Annotated in this window: 27 protein-coding genes, 1 other RNA gene and 1 other annotated feature; of the genes, 13 read left to right on the forward strand and 15 right to left on the reverse strand. The window is 53.5% G+C overall.

The features are described 5' to 3' along the window. Positions 1-113: 113 nt before the first annotated feature. Positions 114-944 (reverse strand): DUF6024 family protein, encoded by an 831-nt coding sequence (locus ABDW13_RS08940; protein WP_343552195.1) that lies wholly within the window; start codon positions 942-944, stop codon positions 114-116. Between the two features lie 189 nt (positions 945-1133). On the opposite strand from ABDW13_RS08940, the gene ABDW13_RS08945 reads away from it, so the two are divergent. After that, entirely contained in the window at positions 1134-2003 is an 870-nt protein-coding gene (locus tag ABDW13_RS08945; RefSeq protein ID WP_343552196.1) for a LysR substrate-binding domain-containing protein, read from the forward strand. A 30-nt stretch (positions 2004-2033) separates the two neighbouring features. On the opposite strand, the gene htpG is transcribed toward ABDW13_RS08945, so the two are convergent. From htpG to ABDW13_RS08975, 6 genes are all read right to left on the reverse strand, one after another. Next, positions 2034-3911: a molecular chaperone HtpG gene (htpG, locus tag ABDW13_RS08950; protein WP_343552197.1), complete on the reverse strand. Its 1878-nt coding sequence runs from the start codon at positions 3909-3911 to the stop codon at positions 2034-2036. 99 nt (positions 3912-4010) lie between these two features. Beyond that, positions 4011-4616 carry a recombination mediator RecR gene (gene recR / locus ABDW13_RS08955; RefSeq protein ID WP_343552198.1) on the reverse strand — a complete coding sequence of 202 codons (606 nt, stop codon included), beginning with the start codon at positions 4614-4616 and terminating at the stop codon, positions 4011-4013. Then, positions 4616-4945, reverse strand: a complete 330-nt coding sequence (locus tag ABDW13_RS08960) for a YbaB/EbfC family nucleoid-associated protein (protein ID WP_343552199.1) — start codon at positions 4943-4945, stop codon at positions 4616-4618. Before ABDW13_RS08960 ends, recR begins: the two co-directional genes overlap by 1 nt. A 50-nt stretch (positions 4946-4995) precedes the next feature. Further along, entirely contained in the window at positions 4996-6972 is a 1977-nt protein-coding gene (dnaX, locus tag ABDW13_RS08965; protein ID WP_343552200.1) for a DNA polymerase III subunit gamma/tau, read from the reverse strand. Continuing rightward, positions 5593-5654, reverse strand: a sequence feature (DnaX frameshifting element). It overlaps the preceding gene by 62 nt. 151 nt (positions 6973-7123) lie before the next feature. Next, positions 7124-7675, reverse strand: a complete 552-nt coding sequence (gene apt, locus ABDW13_RS08970; RefSeq protein ID WP_343552201.1) for an adenine phosphoribosyltransferase — start codon at positions 7673-7675, stop codon at positions 7124-7126. A 149-nt stretch (positions 7676-7824) separates the two neighbouring features. After that, positions 7825-8208: a DUF454 family protein gene (locus ABDW13_RS08975; RefSeq protein WP_343552202.1), complete on the reverse strand. Its 384-nt coding sequence runs from the start codon at positions 8206-8208 to the stop codon at positions 7825-7827. Positions 8209-8266: 58 nt separating this feature from the next. On the opposite strand from ABDW13_RS08975, the gene ABDW13_RS08980 reads away from it, so the two are divergent. The 3 genes from ABDW13_RS08980 to rsmS are packed head-to-tail and all read left to right on the forward strand — an operon-like array spanning position 8267 to position 9243. Beyond that, the gene (locus tag ABDW13_RS08980; protein ID WP_343552203.1) at positions 8267-8779 is read left to right on the forward strand and encodes a primosomal replication protein; all 513 of its coding nucleotides are present in this window, start codon (positions 8267-8269) and stop codon (positions 8777-8779) included. A 51-nt stretch (positions 8780-8830) separates the two neighbouring features. Further along, positions 8831-9076: a hypothetical protein gene (locus ABDW13_RS08985; protein WP_343552204.1), complete on the forward strand. Its 246-nt coding sequence runs from the start codon at positions 8831-8833 to the stop codon at positions 9074-9076. 8 nt (positions 9077-9084) lie between these two features. Then, positions 9085-9243, forward strand: a complete 159-nt coding sequence (gene rsmS, locus ABDW13_RS08990) for a pleiotropic regulatory protein RsmS (RefSeq protein WP_343552205.1) — start codon at positions 9085-9087, stop codon at positions 9241-9243. Here the strand turns inward: rsmS and acrR are convergent. After that, a complete protein-coding gene (gene acrR, locus ABDW13_RS08995) occupies positions 9230-9868 on the reverse strand; it encodes a multidrug efflux transporter transcriptional repressor AcrR (protein ID WP_343552206.1) in 639 nt (212 codons plus the stop codon). The two genes, rsmS and acrR, sit on opposite strands and share 14 nt — an antisense overlap. A 142-nt stretch (positions 9869-10010) precedes the next feature. On the opposite strand from acrR, the gene ABDW13_RS09000 reads away from it, so the two are divergent. From ABDW13_RS09000 to ykgO, 4 genes are all read left to right on the forward strand, one after another. Then, entirely contained in the window at positions 10011-11201 is a 1191-nt protein-coding gene (locus ABDW13_RS09000) for an efflux RND transporter periplasmic adaptor subunit (protein WP_343552208.1), read from the forward strand. A 17-nt stretch (positions 11202-11218) separates the two neighbouring features. Continuing rightward, a complete protein-coding gene (locus tag ABDW13_RS09005; protein WP_343552209.1) occupies positions 11219-14368 on the forward strand; it encodes an efflux RND transporter permease subunit in 3150 nt (1049 codons plus the stop codon). Between the two features lie 149 nt (positions 14369-14517). Further along, positions 14518-14775, forward strand: coding sequence for a type B 50S ribosomal protein L31 (locus ABDW13_RS09010; protein ID WP_343552210.1), 258 nt, complete (start codon positions 14518-14520; stop codon positions 14773-14775). Between the two features lie 14 nt (positions 14776-14789). After that, the gene (gene ykgO / locus ABDW13_RS09015) at positions 14790-14930 is read left to right on the forward strand and encodes a type B 50S ribosomal protein L36 (RefSeq protein WP_008103894.1); all 141 of its coding nucleotides are present in this window, start codon (positions 14790-14792) and stop codon (positions 14928-14930) included. Positions 14931-14975: 45 nt separating this feature from the next. On the opposite strand, the gene ABDW13_RS09020 is transcribed toward ykgO, so the two are convergent. From ABDW13_RS09020 to ABDW13_RS09030, 3 genes are read right to left on the reverse strand one after another with little or no spacing between them, the layout of a single operon-like run. After that, positions 14976-15854, reverse strand: coding sequence for a metal ABC transporter substrate-binding protein (locus ABDW13_RS09020; protein ID WP_343552211.1), 879 nt, complete (start codon positions 15852-15854; stop codon positions 14976-14978). A gap of 22 nt (positions 15855-15876) precedes the next feature. Further along, entirely contained in the window at positions 15877-16716 is an 840-nt protein-coding gene (locus tag ABDW13_RS09025; RefSeq protein ID WP_343552212.1) for a metal ABC transporter permease, read from the reverse strand. After that, positions 16713-17369 carry an ABC transporter ATP-binding protein gene (locus tag ABDW13_RS09030; RefSeq protein WP_343552213.1) on the reverse strand — a complete coding sequence of 219 codons (657 nt, stop codon included), beginning with the start codon at positions 17367-17369 and terminating at the stop codon, positions 16713-16715. Before ABDW13_RS09030 ends, ABDW13_RS09025 begins: the two co-directional genes overlap by 4 nt. 340 nt (positions 17370-17709) lie before the next feature. Between ABDW13_RS09030 and ABDW13_RS09035 the strand changes: the two genes are divergently transcribed. The 3 genes from ABDW13_RS09035 (at position 17710) to ABDW13_RS09045 (ending at position 18831) form a co-directional block, all read left to right on the forward strand. Continuing rightward, positions 17710-18063 (forward strand): hypothetical protein, encoded by a 354-nt coding sequence (locus ABDW13_RS09035; RefSeq protein ID WP_343552214.1) that lies wholly within the window; start codon positions 17710-17712, stop codon positions 18061-18063. A gap of 147 nt (positions 18064-18210) precedes the next feature. Next, entirely contained in the window at positions 18211-18588 is a 378-nt protein-coding gene (tomB, locus tag ABDW13_RS09040; protein WP_007886936.1) for an Hha toxicity modulator TomB, read from the forward strand. 24 nt (positions 18589-18612) lie between these two features. Further along, positions 18613-18831 carry an HHA domain-containing protein gene (locus ABDW13_RS09045; RefSeq protein ID WP_007886938.1) on the forward strand — a complete coding sequence of 73 codons (219 nt, stop codon included), beginning with the start codon at positions 18613-18615 and terminating at the stop codon, positions 18829-18831. 128 nt (positions 18832-18959) lie between these two features. Here the strand turns inward: ABDW13_RS09045 and ffs are convergent. Further along, positions 18960-19056, reverse strand: an RNA gene (gene ffs, locus ABDW13_RS09050) — signal recognition particle sRNA small type. 178 nt (positions 19057-19234) lie between these two features. Here ffs and ABDW13_RS09055 point away from each other — a divergent pair. Next, on the forward strand, positions 19235-19546 hold the full coding sequence (locus ABDW13_RS09055) for an MGMT family protein (protein WP_343552215.1): 312 nt from the start codon (positions 19235-19237) through the stop codon (positions 19544-19546). Positions 19547-19691: 145 nt separating this feature from the next. On the opposite strand, the gene ABDW13_RS09060 is transcribed toward ABDW13_RS09055, so the two are convergent. After that, positions 19692-20249 (reverse strand): YbaY family lipoprotein, encoded by a 558-nt coding sequence (locus ABDW13_RS09060; protein WP_343552216.1) that lies wholly within the window; start codon positions 20247-20249, stop codon positions 19692-19694. 205 nt (positions 20250-20454) lie between these two features. Between ABDW13_RS09060 and tesB the strand changes: the two genes are divergently transcribed. Further along, positions 20455-21318: an acyl-CoA thioesterase II gene (tesB, locus tag ABDW13_RS09065; RefSeq protein WP_343552217.1), complete on the forward strand. Its 864-nt coding sequence runs from the start codon at positions 20455-20457 to the stop codon at positions 21316-21318. A gap of 71 nt (positions 21319-21389) precedes the next feature. Here the strand turns inward: tesB and amtB are convergent, their stop codons facing one another. Both amtB and glnK read right to left on the reverse strand, forming a co-directional pair. Further along, the gene (gene amtB, locus ABDW13_RS09070; protein ID WP_343552218.1) at positions 21390-22679 is read right to left on the reverse strand and encodes an ammonium transporter AmtB; all 1290 of its coding nucleotides are present in this window, start codon (positions 22677-22679) and stop codon (positions 21390-21392) included. A 33-nt stretch (positions 22680-22712) separates the two neighbouring features. Then, a complete protein-coding gene (gene glnK, locus ABDW13_RS09075; protein ID WP_007886947.1) occupies positions 22713-23051 on the reverse strand; it encodes a P-II family nitrogen regulator in 339 nt (112 codons plus the stop codon). Positions 23052-23151: the final 100 nt, after the last annotated feature.

Here is a 23151-nt window from a genome sequence, read left to right on the forward strand (position 1 = left end):
GAAGGCGAAGAACATACCATTATGACCCGCGCACCACAAGGAAACGGGCACGCTCGCCGGCAAAGGTCTACTTTGACCTGCTTTAGCGGCGAATACTAGCAGAGCGCCTGTTTTTAGGAATCACGGCTAAGCGCCAGCGCTTCTTTCAGGCGTTTTTTAAGCGTTGGCGTGACGTTCTGATGTTTGTTTAACGCACCGCGGATGTTGGCATGCAGCTGCATGCGATTGTGCTCAGTCACTACCTGAATATCCTGCGGCAGCTTGTTGATGTTGAGACCTTCCGGTAACGGGAACAATGCAAACGGCAAACCCGGTTGCTGAATGGAGTGCAGCATCAATGGGAAATCCAGCGCGATGCTTTCGACAGTGGCGATATTGAACGGACGCCATTCGCCGTTATCCATTATTGCCAGCGCCTGTGCTGGTGCCTCACCCAAGGTTAATCCTTGTTCGAACAGCCGCAGTTCGCTGCGCACCAGCGTGCTGAAATCGGCGGTGCGCAAGGCGATTAACACTAAATCGCCGCACAGCGCGGCATGGCGATCGAGGCGAGCGACAAATAAGCGCGCGTCGCTCACCAAGCGGCGATGAAGTTGAGTGGCAAAGGATTCTGAGGCATCAGTCACGCCCTGGCTTTGGCATTCGCTCAGTGCACGAACGCGCCCCTGTTGCATATCAACGTGCTCTACTAATGCCACATTGCCCGCCATCATCGGCAAGGTCGGCAGCACGCTGAGTTCGCTGACCGGATAATGCGAGGCGTAACGTGTTTGATTGCGCGCCTGTTCCTGACGCAGAAAAAGTTGTGAAAGCAGCACTCGCGCAATATGCAGCGAAGGCGCAAAGAATAGATCGTAATTTTCAAGCCGGTAATGACGGGATAGCAAGCCGCGAAGCTTATCGCGCGCCGCCGCCGCCCTGGCAGTAGCAAGTTGTGGAGCCATCGCGTGACATTTCTCTTTGTTATTGTGCTGTGTGCTGGAGCTGAAAGGTGGCAGCAAAATGGCGGGTAACCACAGAGAGGCGCACCCGTCAACCCGCCATAATCTGGGGGAAAGGTTAGGCCAATGCGGCTGGACATTAAAATGATATAAACTGACAATCCCTGTTAGGTTTTTACACAGGGGATGAGTATGACCGCGCTTCCATCGTTACGTGCACTGCATTATTTCCACCAGGCGGCACTGCACAGCAGCTTTAGCGTGGCAGCCGAACGTCTGCATGTGACCCACAGCGCCATAAGCCATCAGATTCGCCAGCTGGAAAGCTGGATGGGTAAGCCGCTGTTTGTGCGCACCAATGGACGCGTCAAATTAACCTCACACGGTGAGCGCTTGTTGGTAAGTTGTCAGAAAGCCTTCAGCGAACTCTCCACCACCTGCGAAAGCATTCGTACCGGCATGCGTCATCATCTCAGCGTCTCGTGCGCGCCGAGTTTTCTCTCGCAATGGCTGATTCCGCGCATCGCCAGCTTTTATCAGTGCTATCCCGATATTGAAGTGCAATTTCAGCCGCTGGTTGAGATCGACCAACTGCGCAGCGAGCACACCGATGTGTTGATTCTCAGCGCTGAGCAATCGCCGGATGAAGATATTGATGCAACGCTAATCAGCGATGATTACATCGGCCCGCTGTGCGCTCCGCAGTTTGCCGCGCGATTTAACAGTGAACAGGATTTGGCGACGCTGCCGCTGCTGCACGCCGATACGCGGCTGCATGCGTGGGCCGAATGGGCAAAAACCAGCGGCGCGCGCGGTAATTTCTGGATCGGTAAGCATTTCGATAATTTGACGTTGGGGATTCAGGCGGCAAGAAACGGTTTGGGCGTGATTATGGCGCCGCGTTTGTTGGTACGTCAGGAGTTGAGCGATGGCACGTTAATCGCGCCGTTGGGTTTTGTGCGCGTGGATCGCGCAACGTTGATGATGACCAAAATTTCACGCCAGCACGATGCGGAAATCACCTTGTTTCGTGATTGGTTGCGCGATCAGGCGTTGCATTAAAAAGGCGGCCCCGTTGGGCCGCCATTTTGTTTATGCCGTCAACAACTGGTTCATACGACGGATAAACTGGTTTGGATCGTCGAGCGTGCCGCGTTCCGCCAGCAGCGCCTGATCAAGCAGCAACTCAACCCACTCGGCAAAGCGCGTTTCGTCCTGCGTATCCGCCACACGTTTCACCAGCGTATGATCCGGATTGATTTCAAAGATGTACTTCACGTCCGGCACTTCCTGACCGGCCGCCGCAAACAGCTTCGCCATCTGCGTGGTCATTTCGTTAGCGTCGGTAGTAACGATCGCTGGCGTGTCGGTCAGGCGATGTGTTAAACGCACCTCTTTCACGCGCTCGCCCAGCAAGGTTTTCACTCGCTCAACAAAAGGCTCCAGCGCTTTTTCCGCTTCTTTCTGCTCTTCGGTCTCTTCGTCGGCCAGCTTGCTCAGCGAATCATCCGCTTTGCTCACTGACTGGAAGGTTTTACCGTCGAACTCGGTGAGGTAGCTCATCATCCATTCGTCGATGCGATCGGAAAGCAACAGCACTTCGATGCCTTTCTTGCGGAACAGCTCCAGATGCGGACTGCTCTTCGCCGCGGCATAGCTATCTGCGGTGATGTAGTAAATCTTGTCCTGACCTTCCACCATACGCGTCAGATAATCTTCGAGCGAAATGGTCTGCTCAGCGCCTTCGCTCTGAGTGGTGGCGAAGCGCAGCAGCTTGGCAATCGCTTCCTGGTTGGCGTTGTCTTCGGCTGGGCCTTCTTTCAATACCAAACCGAACTCTTTCCAGAACTGCTGATATTTTGCCGCGTCGTCTTTCGCCAGTTTTTCCAGCATCTGCAAGCTACGCTTGGTCAGCGCGGCGCGCAGGCTTTGCGTTACGCGGCTGTCTTGCAGGATTTCACGCGAGACGTTAAGTGGCAGATCGTTGGAATCAATCAGACCACGCACAAAGCGCAGATAGTTCGGCATGAACTGCTCGGCGTCGTCCATGATGAAGACGCGTTGCACATACAGTTTCAGACCGTGCTTGCTGTCACGATTGAACATGTCGAACGGCGCGCGCGATGGCAGATACAGCAAGCTGGTGTACTCCTGCTTACCTTCCACACGGTTGTGGCTCCAGATCGCCGGATCGCTGAAATCATGGGCGATATGTTTGTAGAACTCGTTGTACTCATCGTCGCTGATCTCAGACTTGTTGCGCGTCCACAGCGCCTGGGCTTTGTTGATCTTTTCCCAGCTGCTTTCGCCGCTCTCTTCGTCTTTGGTTTCGATTTCAACCGGCAGCGCGATGTGATCGGAATATTTGCTGATCACGTTACGTACGCGCCATGCATCGAGGAAATCATCCTCACCTTCGCGGAAGTGCAACGTGATTTCGGTGCCGCGATCGGCTTTCTCAATTTCGCCAAGCGTGTAATCGCCCTCGCCCGCTGATTCCCAGAACACCGCTTCGTCGGCTTTTGCGCCAGCGGCACGGGTGCGCACCGTGACTTTGTCGGCCACGATAAAGGCCGAGTAGAAGCCCACGCCGAATTGACCGATCAATTGGCTATCTTTAGCCTGATCGGAACCCATCGATTCGAGGAAAGATTTGGTGCCAGATTTGGCGATGGTGCCGAGGTTTTCAATCACCTCATCGCGGCGCATACCAATACCGTTGTCGCTGAGCGTCAGCGTGCGGTTTTCCGGGTTGACCGAGATACGTACGCGCAGATCGCCGTCGCCTTCATACAGATCGGGCGTCGACAGCGCGCGGAAACGCAGTTTGTCGGCGGCATCCGAAGCGTTGGAAATCAGCTCGCGCAGGAAAATCTCTTTATTTGAATAGAGGGAATGGATCATCAGGTGCAGAAGTTGTTTTACCTCTGACTGGAAGCCACGCGTCTCTTGTCCTTTAATGGTGGTCATTGCTACCTCAACTGAATCGGGGTTAATGAAACGTTGAGAGAGAAATGGGGATGAAGCGGGAGAATTCAAGCCGATGTCAGTGAAGACATCGGCAAGTGATTAGAATTTAATCTTGTGGCGTCCAGCGAGCGAGTGCGACAGCGTGGTGCCATCGACCATTTCCAGCTCGCCACCAACCGGCACACCGTGTGCAATGCGGCTGGCATCAACGCCATATTGCCCGCACAACTCAGCGATGTAGTTGGCTGTGGCTTCCCCTTCCACCGTTGGGTTGGTGGCGAGGATCACCTCGGTGAGGGTTTCGCTTTCCAGACGCTGCTCCAGCCGATCCAGGCCGATATCCTGCGGACCAATGCCATCCAGCGGTGACAAGTGGCCCATCAGCACAAAGTAGCGGCCGCCAAACTGGCCGGTCTGCTCAATGGCGTGAATATCTGCCGGGCTTTCCACCACGCAAATCTGGCCGTTTTGTTGACGACGCGGATTAGCGCAGATGGTGCAGATTTCCTGCTCGGTGAAGGTGCGGCAATCGGCGCAATGGCCGATTTCCGACATGGCGCGGGTCAATGCCTGCGCCAGACGCATGCCACCGCTACGATCGCGCTGCAACAGCTGAAAAGCCATGCGTTGCGCCGACTTAGGGCCAACGCCCGGCAGGCAACGCAACGACTCCATCAAAGATTCAAGCAGTGGACTGGTTTGCATCAGAACGGCATCTTGAAGCCAGGTGGCAGCTGCATACCATTAGAAACGGACGCCATTTTCTCTTTCTGCGTTTCATCGATACGACGTGCCGCATCGTTGAAAGCCGCAGCAATCAGATCTTCCAGCATGTCTTTGTCATCTTCCAGCAAGCTTGGATCGACTTCGACACGACGGCAGTTGTGCGCACCGTTGATGGTTACCTTAACCAGGCCAGCACCAGATTCACCGGTGACTTCCAGCGCGGCGATCTCTTCCTGAACCTTGGCCATTTTGTCTTGCATCTGCTGGGCCTGTTTCATCAGGTTGCCCAATCCGCCTTTACCAAACATAGTTTTCTCTCTCTGCTGGGGCTGCGCGCAATTAACGCGCGGCAGCATGTTCACACCGGTCGAATACTCTCTTCATCCAAATCGGCATCGAAGAATCGACGCAATGTCTGAATATGGGTATCACTACTGATCGACTGACGCGCTTGCGCCAGCTTCTCTTCATAAATGGCCTGCCGCCACTCCAGTGGCGTCAAAACCTGGGGATTATCGTCTTCAATAATAGTCAATTCAACCGGCTGACCGGCTGATTGACTCAGCGCTTCTGTTAGCGATTGCTTAGCAGAGGCAGAATTCAAATGGCGTTGGCTGCTACGCAAATGCAGCGTAATGCCATTTTCAGCCACTTCTTTCCACGCGTTGAGCGCCACTTGCTGCACCAGCTTCGGCAGCGTTAGCGCAGCGATTTCCGCCGCCCACGCATCGCGCTGCTGGGCTTCTTCCGCCAGACGCAGCGCCAGCTCAGGCGTTTTCTCATGCTCCAACGCTGAACGCAAGGCTTTTGGCGTCGCCACCGGTTCAGGCTTGTCTTCCACCGGCAACTGCGTTTTCCAGCGATAGGCTTCCGGTTTGGCTGGCGCTTTTACCGTGGATTCAGTGGCACGCTGCTGCACGCGTTCAGTGACACTGGCGAGACGTTCCAGCGCCGGATTCGCCGGCCGCGCGGAACGCGCTGCCGGCTCACTCTTTTTTGCTTTGCCGGCTCCCTGACGCAGCAACTGCGTTCGCGCCTGTAATAACTGGCTGGTGGAATCGGGGAGCGGATCGGGCGACGGCTGCATGTCGGGATAATCATCCGACATCGGCGGCGCTTCGTTAACAGGCGGTGCCATTTGCGGCTGCGTTGCCGCAGGCTTGGCGCTGGCAGGTGCGGCGCTGGCGGCAACTTGCGGTGCGGCCTGCGGCATTAAGCTGGGACGCGCAACCGGTTCAGCAATAGTGGCTTGCGGATGAAACGCCAATGCGCGCAGCAGCGTCATTTCCACGCCAAGGCGACGATCCGGCGCCAATGGCAGATCTTTGCGGCCCATCAACAGCGTTTGGTAATAAAGCTGCACATCGGCGGGCGGCAGCACGCGTGCGAGTTCACGCAGGCGATCGGCCTGGCTGATATCGTCATCACTGAGCGAACTCGGCAACAGTTGCACCATGGCGATGCGGTGCAACAAGCGCAGCATTTCCACCAGCAGCGCTTCCCACTCCACGCCACGCGACGCCGCCTGATTCAGCAACGCCATCACCTGTTCGCCCTGCCCATCAACCAGCGCTTCAATCAACGCCAGCGGCTGTTCATCGTCGAGCGTACCCAGCATCTGCGCTACCGTGTCGCGCGTGACGCTGCCCTGCCCCATGGCAATCGCCTGATCGGTCAGGCTTAAGGCATCACGCATACTGCCGTCGGCAGCGCGCGCCAGCAGATGCAATGCGCGTGGCTCGGCAGCGATCTGCTCTTGCGTTAACACATGCGCCAGCTGTTGCTGAATTTGCTCGACGTCGAGCGCCTTGAGGTGGAATTGCAGGCAACGCGACAGAATGGTCACCGGCAGTTTCTGCGGATCGGTGGTCGCCAGCAGAAATTTAACGTGTGAAGGCGGCTCTTCCAGCGTCTTCAACAGTGCGTTGAAGCTGTGACGTGACAGCATGTGCACTTCATCGATCAAGTAGACCTTGAAGCGGCCGCGCGCCGGCGCGTATTGCACGTTATCGAGTAAGTCGCGCGTATCTTCGACTTTGGTACGTGAAGCCGCATCAATCTCAATCAGATCGACAAAACGGCCTTGCTCGATTTCGCGGCAGTTATCGCATTGTCCGCACGGCGTCGAGGTGATGCCGGTTTCACAGTTCAGCCCTTTTGCCAGCAGACGGGCGATCGAGGTTTTACCCACGCCGCGCGTGCCAGAAAAGAGATAAGCATGATGGATTCGTCCCAGTGACAACCCGTTGGCCAGCGCAGTCAGCACATGTTCCTGACCGACTACGTCAGCGAAAGCCTGGGGACGCCATTTTCGCGCAAGTACCTGATAGCTCATGTGGATTCAATCACTGGATTTTAGGGAGAAGGGAGAAAATGCAGCATCGCAAACCCTGTTTATTTTGGCAGTAGTTTAACAGCCACAACGGGATCAGCAACCGATAACTTTGCGGAGGTTGCGCCCCGCCACACCGCGGAGCGCACAGGCCTTAGTGGCCGGGGAAATTCACCAGGCTAAAGCACTCAACGCCCATCGCGGTCAGGCGCGCTTCGCCGGTTAAATCGAACAGATTAATCACGAAGGCAGCATCTTTTACTTCACCACCGGCGCGGCGGATCAGTTTTACCGTGGCTTCCAGCGTACCGCCGGTGGCCAGCAGATCGTCCACCACCAGCACCACATCGCCTGGTTTTATGGCATCTTTGTGCAGTTCCAGCGCATCAGTGCCGTATTCCAGCTCGTAACTTTCGCTGAAAGTTTCACGCGGCAATTTACCCGGCTTGCGCACCGGCACAAAACCCACGCCCAACCCCAACGCCACAGGTGCACCAAACAGGAAGCCACGCGCTTCGGTTCCCACTACTTTGGTGATGCCTTTACCACGATAACGTTCCACCAAGATGGCGATCGACGCAGCATACGCCTGCGGATCTTCCATCAAGCTGGTGACGTCGCGGAACAAAATGCCCGGCTTCGGATAGTCAGGGATGCTTTTGATGCTGTTTTTGATGAGTTCAAGCTGCTGCGCAGTTGCGGTCATAAATGTTACGCCTGGAGAAAATATCTAATACGCGCAGCTTCTCTAGCGCCAAACCCCGGAAACCGGGTTCAGGAGAGACGTTAATAGGGGAAGCCACACACGAAGATGCCCAAATCTATGCAAATAGCTGGCTAAATGCAACCCTGACGCTACGGTTCAGCAGAGTCGCTGCTTTCTGCCACCACCGGAATACGCCACATAAACAGCAACAGCAGGCACAACATCACGCCCAGCATCATGCGCACCCACTGCAGATTGACCAGATAAATTGACACCGAAAAGGTAATCACAATCAGCAACATGGCGCGCAGCTTGGCACCAGGCGGCATCGCGCGATGCTGCTGCCAATGGCGGATATAACGACCAAACGGCGATTGCCACAGCAACCAATGATGAAAACGCGGGGAAGAACGGGCAAAACACCAGGCCGCCAGCAACACAAATGGCGTCGTCGGTAATAAAGGTAATACAATGCCCAGCGTGCCTAGCACAATCGCCAGCCAGCCAAGGCTCAGTAGTAAAATACGCTGCATGCCTGATGCCTGAAATGAGTCAAAACAGTGTTACGTTAACACAGACGGAAACAGAGTGATGCCCCAACCGCCCGCACAACAGCGCCTGCACGCCGTGCTAGATTTACTGCGCCAGCAAATTGCGCAGCAGCCGGATGGTGCTTGTCGTCAGCCACGTTTCGATACACAGCTGTTTCGCACCAGCGGCACCCGTCTGGCCGATTATCTGCGCGAATTGGAAGGCAATATTAGCCAGTTAAGCGCCGCGGATAACGATGTGGCGCGTCGTCAGTGGTTAGCAGAGAAAGTGGTGGATCAAATTGCCGCGTTGCAGCGTGAATGTCAGAGCCAACAACTGCGCGTACAGCGCGAACGTCCGCGTATCGATCCACGTCAGCACAAGCTTGATGAGTATCAAGGCTATGAACAACGCTTATTGACGATGATTGCACAGCGTGAGCAGCATTTGGCGCGCGCAGAAACCTTGAGCATCCAGCAGCAATTAATGCGTGAAGTCGATCAGCTGCAAGAGCGCCTGGCACGTTGCCGCGCGGCGATTTACAAACTGGGGCTGCAATTTACCGCCCGCTGATCGTTGCTGCTTTTCCTCTATACTCATGACAATGGAAAGAGGAGCAAAATCATGACGCTGGTGATGTGGATAGTGATTGGCTTGGCCGCAGGCTGGTGCAAGCGAGTGATTTTTCCCGGTCGTCCGGGCGGATTCGTTCCCACGCTTATGCTGGCCATGATTGGTGCGCTGATTGGTGGCTATATCGCCACCTACTTTACCACCGGCGATCTTGCCACCCTCGCGCCAGCCGGATTTATTAGCGCGCTAATCGGCGCACTATTGATGCTGCTGGTTGCGGCAAAATTACGCATTTAGGAGAAGTGATGTCACTGGAGAGCGCACCGGATGAAGTGAAACTGGCCGTCGATTTGATTCAACTGCTGGAAGAGAATCAGGTTCCCACCGCGACGGTATTAGCGGCGCTGGCGATTGTGCAGCGTGATTATCAGCAAAAGCAGGCGGCGGAAACTAAGGCTGAGTGATGAGCGCCGGGCTAAGCCGCAGCATATCAAGAAATGCATCCACCAATTGCGGCGCATCTTCCGCCAGATCAAAGCTTTGTGGATTGAATAACCAGCTTTCCATCATGCCATTAATATAGCCGCGCATTAGCAGTGCGGCCTGGCGCGTGTTCAGCCCCGCTGGCAACTGTCCCGCATCAATACAAAGACGTAGTACGTTTTCAATTCGATCGTAACACTCTTGCAGTAAACTTTGCTGCATGTCCTGTAACGTCGACATTTCGCCGACAAACTCACATTTATGAAAGATAATCTCCATTAATGCGCGTCTTTGCGGATCCTTTGCAGTGGCGTCAAGGATATAGATCAACATTGAACGTACAACAGAAAGTGGATCGCCAGGGTATTTTGTCTGATACTCAAGGTCCACATCGTCCAGCCCAGCGTCACAACGCAGCCAGATCTCATGTAATAGATCGGCTTTATTTTTGAAATGCCAGTAGATAGCTCCGCGCGTGACGCCGGCCGCTGTTGCGATATCCGCCAGAGACGTGGCGGCCACACCGTGTATAGAGAAGTGTGCTAATGCGGCGTCAAGAATTTGATGCCGTGTTTCAAGAGCTTGCGCTTTAGTCTTTCGTGCCATAGAGGGCTTTTTTTACAAACTATCAAGTTTACATACATTTGTGAATGTATGTACCATAGCACGACCCGTGTTTTAACGCAGCAATGGGTTTATCGGTTTGTGATCCATTGATCATTTGATATCGGACACTAGAGGTTTATTTATGAATAAAAACAGAGGATTAGCGCCTCTGGCGGCCGTCCTGATGCTTTCAGGCAGCTTTGTGTTAACAGGATGTGATGATAATAAATCCCAGCAAGCCGCCCAGCAGCAGCCCCCAGAAGTGGGTGTTGTGACGTTAAAAAACGAGCCATTGAAAATTACCACTGAGTTGCCGGGCCGTACTTCGGCGTTCCGCGTTGCGGAAGTTCGTCCTCAGGTGTCAGGTATTATTCTGAAGCGCAATTTTGTTGAAGGTAGTGACGTCAAAGCCGGTCAATCGCTGTATCAGATCGATCCCGCCACTTATCAGGCCGCGTATGACAGCGCGAAAGGCGATTTAGTCCAGGCCGAAGCCAATGCGCGCGTTGCGCAGTTAACTATCACCCGTTATAAGCCGCTGCTGGGTACTAAGTACATCAGTCAGCAGGATTATGACACCGCCGCGGGTACCGCCGCACAGACCGCCGCGGCAGTTCAGGCTGCCAAAGCCAATGTTGAAACCGCACGCATCAATCTGGCGTATACCAAAGTGACCTCGCCGATCAGCGGTCGTATTGGTAAATCGTCAGTGACCGAAGGTGCGTTAGTGTCCAGCGGGCAAACCACGGCGCTGGCAACGGTACAACAGCTCGATCCTATGTATGTCGATGTGACCCAATCCAGCGATGAATTCCTGCGTTTACGCGGTGAACTGGAATCGGGTCAGCTTAAACAGAATGACGGTAAAGCCAACGTCACCTTGTTGATGCAAAACGGTAGCGCATACAGCCAGCCAGGCACATTGGAATTCTCTGATGTGACCGTGGATGAAACCACCGGTTCAATCACCCTGCGTGCCATCTTCCCCAATCCGGACGGTCGCCTGCTGCCAGGCATGTTTGTACGTGCACGTCTGGACGAAGGTACCAATCCCAATGCATTGCTGGTGCCGCAACAGGGCGTAACGCGTACCCCTACCGGCCAGGCTACGGCGATGGTCGTCGGTGCAGATAACAAAGTGGAATCTCGTAATATCACCGCTAATCAGGCATTTGGCGACAAATGGCTGGTGACGGAAGGTCTTAAAGCAGGCGATCGGGTGATCACCACCGGTATCCAGCGTGCCAAACCGGGTGCGCAGGTAACGCCACAAGAAGTCTCCGATGATGCCAAAGCTGCGCCAGAATCACCGTCTGCTAAATCATCGTCATAAACAGGAGCCACTGATACATGGCTAAGTTCTTTATTGATCGCCCCATATTTGCTTGGGTGCTCGCCATCATCATCATGTTGGCCGGTGTGCTATCGATTATCAGCCTGCCGATTGAGCAATATCCCAATGTTGCGCCGCCGGCGGTTGAAATCCAGGCCACTTACCCTGGTGCTGATGCGAAAACGCTGCAGGATTCGGTGACGCAGGTCATCGAGCAAAATATGAACGGTATCGATGGCCTGATGTATATGTCATCGAGCAGTGACTCGTCAGGTACGCTGACGCTGACACTGACCTTCCAGTCAGGTACTGACGCGGATATCGCGCAGGTTCAGGTGCAGAACAAACTGCAGCTGGCCACGCCTTTACTGCCGCAAGAAGTACAGCAACAGGGGATTCAGGTTAAGAAATCCTCCAGTAGCTTCCTGATGGTGGCCGGTTTCGTCAGTGATGACGGCAGCATGACGCAGAATGATATCTCTGACTACGTTGCTTCTAACATCAAAGATCCGGTCAGCCGTATGCCTGGTGTCGGTGATACGCAGGTGTTTGGTGCGCAGTACGCGATGCGTATTTGGCTCGACCCGCACAAGCTGAACAACTATTCACTGACGCCAGTGGATGTGATCAGTGCATTGAAAGTGCAGAACACCCAGATCGCCGCCGGTCAGTTGGGCGGTACGCCTCCAGTGCCGGGCCAGCAGCTGAATGCCTCGATCATTGCGCAAACCCGTCTGACTTCCGCAGACGAGTTCGGCAATATCTTGCTGAAAGTGAATCAGGACGGTTCGCAGGTGCGTCTGCGTGACGTGGCGAAAATTGAACTCGGTGGTGAAAACTACGAGATCATCGCGCGTTATAACGGCAAACCGGCTTCCGGTATTGGTATCAAACTGGCAACCGGTGCGAATGCGCTGGATACCGCTGATGCGGTTAAAGCCGAGCTGGCAAAATTGCAGCCGTTCTTCCCGGCTGGCATGAAAACCGTTTACCCGTATGACACCACGCCATTCGTTAAGATCTCGATTTTCGAAGTAGTGAAAACGCTGTTCGAAGCGATCGTGCTGGTGTTCCTGGTGATGTATCTGTTCCTGCAAAACTTCCGCGCGACGTTGATTCCAACCATCGCCGTACCGGTCGTCTTGCTGGGTACTTTTGCGATTATCAGCGCCTTTGGCTACTCGATAAACACCCTAACGATGTTCGGGATGGTGCTCGCCATCGGCTTGCTGGTGGATGACGCCATCGTGGTGGTCGAGAACGTCGAACGTGTTATGGCCGAAGAAGGCTTACCGCCGAAAGAAGCCACCAAACGTTCGATGGAGCAGATTCAGGGCGCATTGGTCGGTATTGCCTTGGTGTTGTCAGCGGTATTCATTCCGATGGCATTCTTTGGCGGTTCAACCGGCGTAATTTATCGTCAGTTCTCCATCACCATCGTTTCAGCGATGGCGCTGTCGGTGCTGGTGGCGTTGATTCTGACGCCAGCGCTGTGTGCCACCATGCTGAAACCCGTTGCGAAAGGTGCTCACGGAAAAACCACCGGTTTCTTCGGCTGGTTCAACCGTCTGTTCGACAAGAGCACCAACCACTACGTGGATAGCGTTGGCCACATTGTACGTAGCACCGGCCGTTACTTGCTGATCTATCTGGTGATTGTGGTGGGCATGGCGTATCTGTTCCTGAAACTGCCAACCTCCTTCCTGCCGGAAGAGGATCAGGGTCTGTTACTGGCGCAGGCGCAGTTGCCGGCCGGCGCAACTCAGGAACGTACCCAGAAAGTGCTGGATCAGGTGACGGATTACTTCCTGAACAAAGAGAAAGACAGCGTAAATTCGGTGTTTACCGTTAACGGCTTCGGCTTTGCTGGTCGTGGACAGAACACCGGTATCGCGTTCGTCAGCCTCAAACCGTGGGATGAGCGTGGCGATGCCAACCTGAAAGTCCCTGCGATTGCCGGACGTGCCATGAAGGCGCTCGGTCAAATCAAAGATGCGATGGTGTTCCCATTCAACTTACCAGCGATTATCGAATTGGGTAACGCCACCGGCTTCGACTTCATGTTGACCGATCAGGGTAACCTGGGTCACGAGAAGCTGACCGCCGCGCGTAACCAGTTGTTCGGCATGATTGCCCAGCATCCGGATACGTTGGTGGGCGTGCGTCCAAACGGTATGGAAGATACGCCGCAGTACAAACTGATTATCGATCAGGAAAAAGCGCAGGCGTTGGGTGTGTCGCTGTCTGACATCAACACTACGCTGGGTTCTGCATGGGGCGGTTCATACGTAAACGACTTCATCGACCGCGGTCGTGTGAAGAAGGTGTACGTCATGGGCCAGGCCGATTCACGTATGTTGCCGGACGATATCAGCAAGTGGTACGTGCGTAACAGTGGAGGCACCATGGTTCCGTTCTCCGCCTTCGCTTCGGCGAAATGGCAGTACGGTTCACCGCGTCTGGAACGTTATAACGGCTTGCCATCGATGGAGATTCTCGGCCAGGCAGCGCCAGGTAAGAGCTCCGGTGATGCGATGAACCTGATGGAACAACTGGCATCGAAACTGCCTGCGGGTATCGGTTACGATTGGACCGGCATGTCCTATCAGGAACGCTTGTCCGGAAACCAGGCTCCTGCGCTGTATGCTATCTCGCTGATTGTGGTGTTCTTGTGTCTGGCAGCGCTGTATGAGAGCTGGTCGATTCCATTCTCAGTAATGTTGGTGGTACCGCTGGGTGTGGTTGGTGCGCTGATCTTCACCACGCTGCGTGGCTTGAGTAACGACGTCTACTTCGTGGTGGGCTTGTTAACCACCATAGGGTTGTCGGCGAAGAACGCCATCCTGATCGTTGAATTCGCTAAGGATTTGATGGAGAAGGAAGGCAAAGGCTTAGTCGAATCAACGCTGGAAGCATCCCGTATGCGTCTGCGTCCGATTTTGATGACCTCACTGGCCTTTATCCTCGGCGTAATGCCGCTGGCGATCAGCACCGGCGCCGGTTCTGGCGCGCAGAATGCGGTAGGTACTGGCGTAATGGGCGGGATGGTAACAGCGACCGCGCTGGCTATCTTCTTCGTTCCGGTGTTCTTCGTGGTCGTGCGTCGTCGCTTTAGCAAGAACAAAGCGGAGATTGAACAGGGACATCCTGTTGAGCACAAACACTAAGTTCTCCTCCTGATTAAAAGGCCGCTGATGCGGCCTTTTTTATTGCCTCTCCCCTGCCCTCGCCAATTCCTCATACTCGACACGGTTGCATTCATTCTGCTTCGGGTTCATACTATTGTTATAGTATAACATTACATATCGAGGTTATGATGAAACCGAATATCCATCCCCATTATCGTCCAGTGGTGTTTCACGACACTTCAGCAAACGAATATTTCAAAATCGGCTCCACGATTAAGACGGAGCGCACCATTGAGTTCGAAGGTGAAGTGTTGCCGTACGTGACGCTGGATGTTTCCTCTAAATCCCACGTGTTCTATACCGGCAAGCAGAAAGACTTCGCCAAAGAAGGCAGCACTGCGCGCTTCAACCAGCGCTTCGGCAGCTTCCTGACGCGCAACAAGTAAGCCGGAGAATTATCGTGCAGGTATTGAGTTCATTGCGGTCTGCCAAGACCCGTCACAAAGATTGCAAAGTGGTGCGTCGTAAAGGTCGCATTTATGTGATTTGCAAAACCAACCCGCGCTTTAAGGCGGTTCAGGGAAGAAAGAAAAAAAGGTAGGAAAGTGTCGTGATAATTGGCCGGGATGCTCCCCGGCCTTTTTTTTTACTTCATGCTTTGCAACATGGTATCGACATTGTGCCTGAACGCAGCGACATAGGTCGCGGCTGGGCCATTGGCCTCTGACAACGCTTCTGGATACAGTTCGCCGCCCGGCTGCGCGTTCGTCTCGCTGGCAATCTGTTTCACCAAACGCGGATCGGTTTGATTCTCCATAAAGTAGGTTTTGATGTGCTCGGCCTTCAGCTGTTTGATGATCGAGGCAACATCGCTGGCGCTGGCTTCGGCTTCAGTCGAGAACCCCACAGGCGCAAGGAAGCTCACGCCATAACGCTGGCCAAAGTAACCGAACGCATCGTGGCTGGTCAGCACTTTACGCTTGTTTTTTGGCACATCAGCAAACGCCGTTTTCGCCCAGCTATCCAGTTTCTGCAACTGCTGAATATAACTTTCACCGCTTTTGCGAATATCTGCCGCATCTTGCGGGTCGGCTTTGATCAGCGCATTCATCACGTTGGTAGCGTAGATCACACCGTTTTGCATGCTGTTCCACGCGTGTGGATCGGTGACGGTTTTGCCATCCTCTTCCATTTTGCGTGTGTTCACACCATTTGATGCCACCACAATAGTGCCTTTATAACCTGAAGCGCCAATCAGGCGATCCATCCAGCCTTCCATGCCCAAACCACTGACAAAGACCACGTCCGCTTTTGACAGCGCCTGGCTATCCTGCGGCGTCGGTTCAAAGGTATGTGGATCGCCATTCGGGCCAACTAACGATTTAACCTGCACGTGATCGCCGCCCACTTGCTTGACGATATCCGCCAGCACAGTGAAACTGGCGACAACATCCACGGTTTTCGCCATCGTCAGCGGGCTCGCTAACATCATGCCCATCGCCAGACTCAGCGGTAACTTTTTCATTCATATCCCCTTATTGGTTTCATTATTTACGGCGCAACAGGCCGCCACATGGTCCTGTCAAAACAGAAAGCAGAAATAGCACCGCAGCACTCAGCACCACCGCCGGTCCAGCCGGTAGCGAGAAATGCCACGATAAAATCAGTCCAACGAATGCGGAGATGATCGCCAGCAGCATGGCGATGCCGAGCATGCAGGCGAGATGGCGACTCCAGAAACGCGCGCTAGTAGCGGGCAGCATCATCAAACCCACCGACATCAAGGTGCCGAGTACCTGAAAACCGGCCACCAGATTGAGCACCACCAGCATCAGGAACAAGCCGTGCACCAACGGCGCACTCCATTTGCCCTGCGCGCGCAGGAAGTCGGGATCGAAGGCATCAATCACCAATGGGCGAAAAATCACGGCCAACATCAGTAAAGTGAACGCCGCAATCGCGCCGACCAGCAAGATGGCGGCGTTATCCACCGCCAGCAGCGATCCGAACAAAACGTGCAACAGATCGACACTGGAACCGCGTAATGAGACCAACGTGACGCCCAGCGCCAGTGAACCGAGGTAGAAACCGGAGAAACTCGCATCCTCTTTTAAGTGGGTGTAACGACTGACCGCGCCCGACAGCAGCGCCACAGCCAATCCGGCAATCAAACCGCCGATCCCCATCGCCACCAACGATAATCCCGACACCAGATAGCCGATGGCAGCACCGGGTAATACCGCGTGTGATAAGGCATCGCCGACTAAACTCATGCGGCGGAGAGAAAGGAAAACCCCCAACGGCGTTGCGCTGAGCGCCAATGCCACGCAAGCAACCAGCGCGCGGCGCATAAAACCAAATTCGATAAAAGGCTGAATTAATGTCACGACGCGACCCTGCGTAATTGCGGCGTTTGTGCGGAATCCACTTCATCAAGCGAAAGCACATCCTGAAAATGACGCGCCACCAATGGGCGATCGTGCAGCACAACTAATAAAGTGGTTCCGGCTTGCTGCTGCTGTTCGAGGATCGACATCAGCAACGCGACGGTTTGCGTATCAATGCCATTAAAGGGTTCATCGAGCAGCCAAAGCTGACTGCGTTGCAGCATTAAACGCGCGAACAGCACGCGCTGAAGTTGTCCGCCGGATAACGTGGATGGCTGAGCGTCGGCGAACTCGCGCATTTGCACCGCATCCAGCGCCGCATCAATTTCCAGACGCAATGCCCGGTTGATGCCGCCAAACCAGCCGCAACGTGGCCAACAGCCCATCGCCACCAATTCATAGGCGGTTAAAGGAAAGCGGGTTTCGAGTTCACTGCGCTGCGGCAACCAACCCAGCGCTTTGCGTGAGATTTGTAATTCACAGCTTCCCGAAATAGGCGGCAATAACCCGGCAATGGTTTTTAGCAGGGTCGATTTTCCAGTGCCGTTGGCGCCAATCAGTGCCGTCATGCTGCCCGCAGCCAACTCGCCATTCACTACCGGCGTGACTGCGCGCCCCTGATAACCAGCCTGTAACCGGTTGAATTGCATCATTTCTGCATTCCCCACCATAAGGCCAACGCTAAGAAGGCGATCAGCATTAGCGCAATCAGCAGGCGGCCGCCAAGAGAAAGAAGTAATCCGCTGTGATTCATTTTTAACAACCAAAAATGTTATAACATAACAATTATACTATCCGATCCTTACACGCTTATGCTTGAGTAAAAGTGTTTCAAAACTTGTTTTCTAATGTTTGAAGCCGCCGTAATTCACCGTTTTGGCCAGATTGAGTTATGAAACCCATCACAACGATTACTCTTTCTGTTTATTAGCGACTTGCAATATGCTGCGATAAGCTCAATGATATAAACATGATTCTTTTACTGGTTACCCAATGACGTCTATTATTCATTGTGATATTGCTTTGAATGAGGACGATTGCGAAAAGTTACTGGGAATTATCCAGGGGAATATTCTCAAAATAGCCGAGGCATTAGCCGGTGATTTACACTGGTATTCTCAAAACGCGCAATTAGTTCCCGACAGCTTCCACATTATTTCTATTCAGCCAAGTGACAACAATCGATTTAAAATGCTTTACGATTTCAGCTGGAATTTATTTAATCCTTGCCTGGATTTAAATGAAACCTTTAAGCGTCGTGAAGAAGTGATGTTCCAGGTAACGCCCGGCGCGCTGGTGTTTGAAGTGATTGACAATACCCGCCCCTCTCCTGCCGACGAATTGTAATATTTGGTAATTGAGGTGAGCAAAGCTAATGATTGTGGATTACATTTAAGGAGTCGCTGAATACATTTTTATTCGTGATCGCTTCCTGGTAGCTTTTCCTAATCTCGCCGCGCTGCGGTAACTGTGCTAGCTATGGAGGGGAAAAAGATGGACGAATACTCACCGAAACGGCATGATATTGCCCAGCTTAAATACCTGTGTGAGAACTTGTTCGACGAAAGTATGGCGACCTTGACTGACAGCCATCATGGTTGGGTTAATGATCCTACTTCGGAAAGCAATTTACAGCTCAACGATTTGATTGAGCATATCGCTTCTTTCACAATGAATTACAAAATTAAGCACGTTGAAGATGAAGCCTTGATTACGCAAATCGATGAATATCTTGATGATACCTTTATGCTTTTTAGCAGTTATGGAATCAATACTCAGGATCTACAACGATGGCAGCGTTCAGCAAAACGTTTATTTAATCTGTTTGCCGAAGAGTGCGCTTATCTCCAACAACCTAGCCATTCCTTTTAGCATCAGACTGAGACCGGTTTATTTATGAGCAACCAAGCCTTAACCAAAACAGATTATTTGATGCGACTGCGCCGCTGTCGCTCAATCGATACGCTTGAAAGAGTGATCGAAAAAAACAAGTACGAATTACCTGATAATGAACTCGCGGTATTCTATTCTGCAGCCGACCATCGTCTGGCTGAACTGACGATGAATAAGCTGTATGACAAAGTGCCCGTTTCTGTCTGGAAGTTCGTCCGCTAAGATTTCTTCCCCAATCGCTTCGGTAATATCTTCGTTTAATCAAGGAATGATTCATCGGCAAAGGAGTGCCAGATTTCTCTGCGCATGAAATAAGTGGGTGTTTTGGGCGGGCTAGAATTGGGTGGGGGCCCTGCCAGCTACATCCCGGCACACGCGTCGCCTGCTGCGGCTGCTTCCTTCCGGATCTGACCGAGTTCACAAGTTAGCGTTGCGGGAGAACCAACAGGGCCCCCATTGAGGTGCCCTCATTTCGAGAGCGCAGGCATTATCAAGTAAGCCCCTGGCAATTGCAAGCGCAGGCCCGACAACCGTTGGTTTCTTGCACAAGCACACATCAATCCGATGCTGTCTACCCTTCTGCATGCTAAAGTTTGCCCTTTCCGGCTTGAAAATAGGTGCGCGTATGGGCGACCAAAACAACTTCTCTGAGCGCGTCTGGCAAATCATTGCCGCCATTCCTAAAGGCAAGGTCACCACTTATGGTGATGTGGCGCTACTTGCGGGATCTCCGCGCGCGGCGCGTCAGGTCGGCGGCGTATTGCGTCGATTACCGGAAGGCAGCAAATTACCCTGGTTTCGCGTGATTAATCGTCATGGGCGCATCTCGTTGCAAGGCGACGATCTTTTTCGCCAGCGCGATGCGTTAGAAGCGGAAGGCATTGAAGTGAGTGATGCGGGCGAAATCGAACTGGGAAGGTATCGCTGGGAATATTAGTGGTGCTCTATGTCGTGCTCTGACCCGCTACCGTTACGTAAAGCCGCTGTCTCGTCCCTGATCGCTCGGCACACGCCATCCCTGGCGTGTGACGCTTTACTTCACGGCAGTGGGCCATTTCACTTAGTCTAAAGCCGTTTGTAAATTACAAACTCGTCGGCGCTGGCACCGAAGACGATGGTGTGACCTGCGTCGGTGAAGTCGAAGGCACGGTTGTAGCCGCACCCGGCTGCGCTGGCATCGCCATATTAGTGACCGGCACCAACAGCAGTTCCGCTTTAGTTCCGCCCTGATTGATCACTGGTTTCACCGTATCGGTGATAAACGCCAGTTTGCCATCAATGGTAATCGCCGCACTCAGCAGAATGCGTGCATTAGGCTGAATGTCCGCAGGATTGAACGGCAAGACAAACTGGAACGGCGACTGTTTCCCTTCAGTACGCACCGCGCGCTGCGATAGCACCTTCGATGGCGCATCCGCCAAAGATGCATCCGCCAATGTGACAGTCAAAACGGCATCCGGCGGTAGCGCAATACGCTGGCGGATATACACCGAACCACTCACGTTAGGCTGCTTAATTGCATCTGGCTGCCCTGCCACCGTTGAACCGAGCGTCGGGGTTGCAATCGGTTTACTGTGATCGGCACAACCGCTGATCGCCGCGGCCAAGGTAATACCGCTAATAACTTGCCAGAGTTTCATCGATGTCGTCTCCTTATGAACACTATGATTGTCGGCGGGTATTTTACTCCGTAGCTTTTCACCCGCTGAATGCCCTTAATTCTGGCACAAAAATCGGCTTTATGCCTAAAGCCACTGCCAGCTCGCTGAAATCACGGCAAAATCATTGACGGAAACTGGTCGGATCTTTCAAACTCACTCCATCGGTATCACTGAGGAATCCGCTATGAGCCAGGCACTGCACAACCTGCTTAATTTATTGAATCTGGAAAAACTGGAAGAAGGGTTATTTCGCGGGCAAAGCGAAGATCTCGGCCTGCGACAAGTGTTTGGTGGTCAGGTAGTGGGACAAGCGCTGTACGCAGCAAAGCAAACGGTGCCAGAAGATCGCATCATCCACTCATTCCACAGCTATTTCCTGCGCCCGGGCGATAGCCAGAAAGCCATCATTTATGATGTTGAAACGCTGCGTGACGGCAAAAGCTTCAGCGCTCGCCGCGTCAGCGCGGTGCAGAACGGTCAGCCGATTTTCTACATGACAGCGTCGTTCCAGGCGCCTGAAAGCGGTTTTGAACATCAGAACACCATGCCGCAAGTACCAGGCCCGGATAATTTGCCGTCAGAACAGGATTTGGCGCAAAAGCTGGCCGCCCATTTGCCGCTCAAACTGAAAGAGAAATTCCTCGCCGAACGCCCGCTTGATATCCGCCCGGTGCAGATTCACAATCCGCTAAAGGGGCGTGTCGATGAACCGGTACGTCAGGTTTGGATTCGTGCGAATGGCGCATTGCCAGATGACCGTCGCATCCATCAATATTTGCTGGGATATGCTTCCGATCTCAACTTCCTGCCGGTTGCGCTTCAGCCACACGGCAAAGGCTTCCTGGAGCCGGATATGCAAGTTGCCACTATCGATCACTCAATGTGGTTCCATCGCCCGTTCGATTTGACGGAATGGTTGCTGTATAGCGTGGTCAGCACCTCAGCATCTGGCGCGCGTGGTTTCGTTCGAGGTGAGTTTTATACGCAGGATGGCACCTTGGTGGCGACCACGGTGCAGGAAGGTGTGATGCGCCAACGCGACGCATAAAAAAAGGGGCGATACTATCGCCCCTTCTGCTTTTTATAGTTTTAGCGCACTGCTCTTCTTCAGCCCGGCTCTTACTGGTTGTAAGCGTTTTCGCCGTGGCTGTTCACATCCAGACCTTCACGTTCCTGATCTTCCGGAACACGCAGGCCAACAATCATATCTGCCAGTTTGAAGCCGATGAAGGCCACAACGGCGGTCCACACGATGGTCACACCTACGCTAAACAGCTGTACCCAAACCTGATGGCCCATGGTCACGCCTTCTGCGTAGCCCACGCCGCCCAGTGAAGAGGAAGCGAACACACCCGTCAGGATACAACCGAGGATGCCACACACGCCGTGCACACCGAACACGTCACATGGGTCATCAACACGCAACCATCTTTTCAGGGTAGTGACGCCCCAGATACCAGCCAAACCACCTGCCAGACCGATAATCAGCGCGCCGCCGACACCGACATAACCACAGGCTGGGGTAATCGCCACCAGACCCGCGATGAAGCCTGAGCAAGCACCGAGCAGAGAAGGTTTGCCACGCATCGCCCACTCGCCAAACACCCAAGACAGCACCGCACCCGCAGTTGCAACAACGGTGTTGAGGAACGCCAGCGCCGCGATTTCGTTAGCAGATGAAGCAGAACCGGCGTTGAAGCCGAACCAGCCAACATACAGAATCGCAGTACCCAAGAACACCATCGGCAGATTGTGTGGTTTGAAAGCTTCTTTGCCGAAACCAGCACGTTTACCTACCAGGTAAGCACCCACCAGGCCAGCAACAGCGGCGTTGATGTGAACAACCGTACCACCCGCGAAGTCGAGCGCGCCGTCTTGCGCCAGCAAGCCGCCAGCCCAAACCATGTGTGCGATTGGCAGGTAAGCCAGCGTCAGCCAGACCACCACGAAAATCAGCACCGCAGAGAAGCGAATACGTTCAGCCAAAGCACCCACAATCAGACCCACGGTGATACAGGCGAAAGAAGCCTGGAACGCCACGTGAATGTACTGGTAGAAGCTGCCCATAACGGCTTTCAGTTCGATATTTTTCAACATCGCCCACTGGAAGTTACCGAAGAAGGAGTTACCTTCGCTGAACGCCAGCGAGTAGCCATACAGCACCCACAGCACGCATACCAAGGAGAAGGTCACCGCCACCTGCGTTAACATTGACAGCACGTTTTTACCGCGAATCAAACCGCCGTAGAACAGCGCAATTCCCGGAATCGACATAAACAGTACCAACGCGGTACAGATCATCATAAAGGCGTTATCGGCTTTATCCGCTACGGCAGGAGCTGCCGCCATGGCCAGAGACGGTAACAGCGCGAGGCTAGCAAGGCCCAACTTCGTCATTACTTTATTCATTTCTTTCCATCCCATCACAATTCAGAGCCCCAGTTACAGTGCTGCTTCGTCGGTCTCGCCGGTACGAATACGGATAACGCGCTGTAGTTCTGCGACGAAAATCTTACCGTCGCCAATTTTGCCGGTATAAGCGGCTTTGCTGATGACATCGACCACTTCGTCAAGTTGATCGTCCGCAATAGCGATATCAATTTTTACTTTTGGCAGGAAGTTAACGCTGTACTCGGCACCGCGATAAAGCTCTGCGTGACCTTTCTGGCGACCGAAACCTTTCACCTCGGTAACTGTCAGTCCCTGAATGCCAATAGAGGATAAGGCTTCACGCACGTCCTCCAGCTTGAATGGTTTGATTACCACGGTAACCAGCTTCATACGTTCCCCTCCAGATAAGAAATTGAGTGAGTCTTCGCGGACACGCAGAGATATAAGCAAACGCTGTGCCATAAATAAAAAAAGGGGAATGTCAGTAGCA

This window comes from Pantoea sp., assembly GCF_039594315.1.
Classification (GTDB): Bacteria; Pseudomonadota; Gammaproteobacteria; order Enterobacterales; family Enterobacteriaceae; genus Pantoea.

Coding starts and splice junctions, on each gene's coding strand:
- ABDW13_RS08940 (WP_343552195.1), bottom strand. CDS start 944: ATGGCTCCACAACTTGCTACTGCCAGGGCGGCGGCGGCGCGCGATAAG.
- ABDW13_RS08945 (WP_343552196.1), top strand. CDS start 1,134: ATGACCGCGCTTCCATCGTTACGTGCACTGCATTATTTCCACCAGGCG.
- htpG (WP_343552197.1), bottom strand. CDS start 3,911: ATGACCACCATTAAAGGACAAGAGACGCGTGGCTTCCAGTCAGAGGTA.
- recR (WP_343552198.1), bottom strand. CDS start 4,616: ATGCAAACCAGTCCACTGCTTGAATCTTTGATGGAGTCGTTGCGTTGC.
- ABDW13_RS08960 (WP_343552199.1), bottom strand. CDS start 4,945: ATGTTTGGTAAAGGCGGATTGGGCAACCTGATGAAACAGGCCCAGCAG.
- dnaX (WP_343552200.1), bottom strand. CDS start 6,972: ATGAGCTATCAGGTACTTGCGCGAAAATGGCGTCCCCAGGCTTTCGCT.
- apt (WP_343552201.1), bottom strand. CDS start 7,675: ATGACCGCAACTGCGCAGCAGCTTGAACTCATCAAAAACAGCATCAAA.
- ABDW13_RS08975 (WP_343552202.1), bottom strand. CDS start 8,208: ATGCAGCGTATTTTACTACTGAGCCTTGGCTGGCTGGCGATTGTGCTA.
- ABDW13_RS08980 (WP_343552203.1), top strand. CDS start 8,267: ATGCCCCAACCGCCCGCACAACAGCGCCTGCACGCCGTGCTAGATTTA.
- ABDW13_RS08985 (WP_343552204.1), top strand. CDS start 8,831: ATGACGCTGGTGATGTGGATAGTGATTGGCTTGGCCGCAGGCTGGTGC.
- rsmS (WP_343552205.1), top strand. CDS start 9,085: ATGTCACTGGAGAGCGCACCGGATGAAGTGAAACTGGCCGTCGATTTG.
- acrR (WP_343552206.1), bottom strand. CDS start 9,868: ATGGCACGAAAGACTAAAGCGCAAGCTCTTGAAACACGGCATCAAATT.
- ABDW13_RS09000 (WP_343552208.1), top strand. CDS start 10,011: ATGAATAAAAACAGAGGATTAGCGCCTCTGGCGGCCGTCCTGATGCTT.
- ABDW13_RS09005 (WP_343552209.1), top strand. CDS start 11,219: ATGGCTAAGTTCTTTATTGATCGCCCCATATTTGCTTGGGTGCTCGCC.
- ABDW13_RS09010 (WP_343552210.1), top strand. CDS start 14,518: ATGAAACCGAATATCCATCCCCATTATCGTCCAGTGGTGTTTCACGAC.
- ABDW13_RS09020 (WP_343552211.1), bottom strand. CDS start 15,854: ATGAAAAAGTTACCGCTGAGTCTGGCGATGGGCATGATGTTAGCGAGC.
- ABDW13_RS09030 (WP_343552213.1), bottom strand. CDS start 17,369: ATGATGCAATTCAACCGGTTACAGGCTGGTTATCAGGGGCGCGCAGTC.
- ABDW13_RS09035 (WP_343552214.1), top strand. CDS start 17,710: ATGACGTCTATTATTCATTGTGATATTGCTTTGAATGAGGACGATTGC.
- tomB (WP_007886936.1), top strand. CDS start 18,211: ATGGACGAATACTCACCGAAACGGCATGATATTGCCCAGCTTAAATAC.
- ABDW13_RS09045 (WP_007886938.1), top strand. CDS start 18,613: ATGAGCAACCAAGCCTTAACCAAAACAGATTATTTGATGCGACTGCGC.
- ABDW13_RS09055 (WP_343552215.1), top strand. CDS start 19,235: ATGGGCGACCAAAACAACTTCTCTGAGCGCGTCTGGCAAATCATTGCC.
- ABDW13_RS09060 (WP_343552216.1), bottom strand. CDS start 20,249: ATGAAACTCTGGCAAGTTATTAGCGGTATTACCTTGGCCGCGGCGATC.
- tesB (WP_343552217.1), top strand. CDS start 20,455: ATGAGCCAGGCACTGCACAACCTGCTTAATTTATTGAATCTGGAAAAA.
- amtB (WP_343552218.1), bottom strand. CDS start 22,679: ATGAATAAAGTAATGACGAAGTTGGGCCTTGCTAGCCTCGCGCTGTTA.
- glnK (WP_007886947.1), bottom strand. CDS start 23,051: ATGAAGCTGGTTACCGTGGTAATCAAACCATTCAAGCTGGAGGACGTG.